This window comes from Actinoplanes sp. NPDC051633 (genome assembly GCF_040681735.1).
Lineage (GTDB): Bacteria > Actinomycetota > Actinomycetes > Mycobacteriales > Micromonosporaceae > Actinoplanes.
The window spans coordinates 1-3,046 of the sequence record NZ_JBFAZH010000950.1 but is presented as its reverse complement, the minus strand read 5'-3'; the positions used below and the strand labels follow the sequence as shown (position 1 = coordinate 3,046).

General features: G+C 71.6%; 3 protein-coding genes and 1 pseudogene. 1 reads left to right on the top strand and 3 read right to left on the bottom strand.

The annotated features are described in order from the left end of the window. Nucleotides 1–120: 120 nt before the first annotated feature. Both AB0M20_RS35010 and AB0M20_RS35005 read right to left on the bottom strand, forming a co-directional pair. On the bottom strand, nucleotides 121–957 hold the full coding sequence (locus AB0M20_RS35010; protein ID WP_364304729.1) for a hypothetical protein: 837 nt from the start codon (nucleotides 955–957) through the stop codon (nucleotides 121–123). A 5-nt stretch (nucleotides 958–962) separates the two neighbouring features. Continuing rightward, nucleotides 963–1,925, bottom strand: a complete 963-nt coding sequence (locus tag AB0M20_RS35005; protein WP_364304727.1) for an EamA family transporter — start codon at nucleotides 1,923–1,925, stop codon at nucleotides 963–965. A gap of 65 nt (nucleotides 1,926–1,990) precedes the next feature. Here AB0M20_RS35005 and AB0M20_RS35000 point away from each other — a divergent pair, with 65 nt between their 5' ends. Next, entirely contained in the window at nucleotides 1,991–2,908 is a 918-nt protein-coding gene (locus AB0M20_RS35000; RefSeq protein WP_364304725.1) for a LysR family transcriptional regulator, read from the top strand. A gap of 13 nt (nucleotides 2,909–2,921) precedes the next feature. Here the strand turns inward: AB0M20_RS35000 and AB0M20_RS34995 are convergent. Further along, nucleotides 2,922–3,011: pseudogene (locus AB0M20_RS34995) on the bottom strand (EamA family transporter); the annotation flags it as partial. Between the last annotated feature and the right edge of the window lie 35 nt (nucleotides 3,012–3,046).

Below are 3,046 nucleotides of genomic sequence, written 5' to 3'. Positions count from 1 at the left end.
GTGGTGCGGGGCCCGGGTGTACTCCTGTGCGATCTCCCCACCGCGGACCCGGGCGCCCGCCCGCTGTCGCCCCGCGCGCCGGGGGTGGGGCCCCCCGCGCGGGGGGGGCGCCCGCACGACTCACTCGCTCGGGTTCTCCAGCTGGAAGAAGTTGCTGCGTTCGCCGCCCGAGCGCCGCTCCTGGTAGATGAAGTTGAGGCCACGCTTGTCGAACGCCTCGAACCACTCCGCCCAGCTCACCTCGACGAGCCGGTCGCCGGAGTAGCCGGGGAAGTCGAACCGCAGGACGCCGAGATGGCCGTCGTGGTGGGAGCCGGCCACCGTGGACGGCACCGCCTTGCGGGCCTTCGCCCACCGCCGGATGACCTCGTGATCGGTGGTGACCAGGCTCCGCCCGTCCCGTTCCGGCCGGTCCTGAGTAGAGGTGATCTCCTGCGAGTACCGCACGGCGCTCGACTCGTTCTTGCCGCCCCGCGCTCCGCCGCTCTTCTTCGCGGTCGTCTTCCCGGCCGTCTTCTTTCCGGTCGCCTTGCTGGACTTCTTGCCGGTCGTCCCGGCCTTCTTGGTGAGGAGGTCCACCAACCTCTCGACCAGCTCCGGCTTCTTCATGTCGGCCGTGCCCTTGACGCCGCGCCTCGCCAGCCGGGTCCGCAGGTCGGACGCCTTCATCCGAGCGATCTTGCTCTCGCTGACCTCGGGCGTGTTCGGGGTCTCGTTGCCACCGCCCGACTTCTTCCGCCCGCCCTTGGCCGAGCGCAACTCGACTTTGATCAGCTTCTTCACCAGATCGGGCTTCTTGAGACCGTCGGTGTCCTCGACACCCCTGCTCTTCAGCTTCCGGCGCAGAGCGTCGACCTTCATCCGGGCGATCTTGCTCTCGCTCACCTCCGGGGTGTCCGGAGTGTCGTTACGGCTCTTCCGGTCCTTGGTGCTCTTGGCGGTCTTGGCGACGGCCACGCCACTCACCTCACATTCGTCGACGTCTCCCGGGTCACCTCCCAGCTACCCGCTTCAGCCGCGCCGACACTCGAAAGCCCGCCACTCGACTCCTCGGCGACGCCGCTCCCCTCCCCCGCCGGCTCGTGCCGAGGGTGCCGCGCACCCGTGCGTTCGGCGCCGATGCCGGCCGCGACCACGAACGCGATCCCGGCCACCGCCACCACGCTCGGCGTCTGGCTCAGGAAGACGAGGCCGATCAGCAGAGCGATGGCCGGCTCCAGCGCCATCAGCGTGCCGAAGGCGGCCGTCGTCAGGCGGCGCAACGCCAGCAGCTCCAGGCTGAACGGGATCACCGGCAGCAGCAGCGCGAGGCCGGCGCCGACCAGTAGCAGCTGCCACGTGACGTGCCCGAAGGTCGACGGGCCGGCCACGATCGTGGCCACCACGCCCGCCACCGGCATCGACACGGCCAGGCCCTGGAAGCCCGCGACCGTGTCGCCGACCCGCTGCGTCAGCAGGATGTACGCCGCCCAGCACACCGCCGCGGCCAGCGCGAAGAACACGCCCAGCGGGTCGGCGCCGCCGTGCCACGGCTCGGTCAGCAGCAGCACGCCCACCGCGGCCGGCGCCGCCCACAACTTCGCCCGGCGGTTCCCGCGCGCCACCGCCACACCCAGCGGCCCGAGGAACTCCAGCGCGCTCGCCGTGCCCAGCGGCAGCCGGGACACCGCCGCCATGAACAGCATCGTTATCCCGGCCGTCACCACGCCCAGCGCGACGCAGGTGAGCAACGCGCGCCGCCCGATCGCCCGCAGCCGCGGCCGCACCAGCAGCGGCAGGAGCAGGCCCGCCCACGCCAGCCGAAGCCAGGCGGCGCCCTCCGGCCCGATCTGATCGATCAGCCCGACCGAGGCGGCGATGCCGAGCTGCACCAGGATCATCGAGGCGGTCGCCAGCAGGACTCCGGCGCGGGCGTTGTTTCTCATGCGATCAGTTCACTCCCCCGCGACCGTTCGTGTCCACGTGATAATCATGGACACACCGTTCATGCATGCTGAACAATGACGGCGTGGAAACGCGTCGCCTGCGAATACTCCTCGAGCTGGCCCGGCTCGGCTCGATGCGCGCGGTCGCCGAGGAGATGCACCTCACCACCTCGACGGTGTCGCAACAGATCGCGGTGCTGGCCAAGGAGGTCGGCGCGACCCTGATCGAGCCGGACGGACGCCGGATCCGGCTCACCCCCGCGGGCCGCCGGCTGGCCGATCACAGCGTGACGATCCTGGCCGCGGTGGACGCCGCCCGGCTCGACCTACGGCCCGGCGCGGAGCCGGCCGGCACGGTCCGGGTGTCCGGCTTCGCGACCGCGATCCGCCGCTCGCTGCTGCCGGTCGTGGCCGGGTTGAGGGACAGCCACCCGGCGGTCCGCGTCTGCGTCCTGGAGCACGAGCCGTTCGAACAGTTCGCGCTGCTCGCCGGCGACGACATCGACATCGCCCTGACCTACGACTACAACCTGGCCCCGGTCACCTTCGACCCGACCCTGGAGGCCCGGCCGCTCTGGTCGGCGCCGTGGTCGCTGGGCGTCCCGGCCGGCGACGAGCACATCACCGACTTCCGTGACCACGACTGGATCGTCAACTCTCGCAACGTCGCCGACGAGACGGTCGTCCGCACGCTCGCCTCCCTGGCCGGGTTCACGCCACGGATCACCCACCAGGCCGACAGCCTCACGCTGCTGCAGGACCTGATCGTGGCCGGCCTCGGCGTCGGCATGCTGCCCGCGGATCAACCGACCCACCCCGGCGTGCGGCTGGTCCGGCTCAGCGGTCCGGAGCCGCGGCTGAGGGCGTACGCGGTGACTCGCCGAGGTCGGGAGGGGTGGCCTCCGCTAGCGCTGGTGCTCGAGCGCCTCGGCGGCGGGACAGCGCTACCCCGCCCAGGCACAACGCCCCGCCGGCCAGGGTGAGCCATCCCGGCACCTCGTCGAGGAACAGCCACGACATGAGTACGACCAGCGCCGGCACGACGTACGTGGTGGCGCCGAGCTTGCCGGCCGTCGTGCGGGCCAGTGCGTACGCCCACGTCGTGAACGCGATCGCCGTCG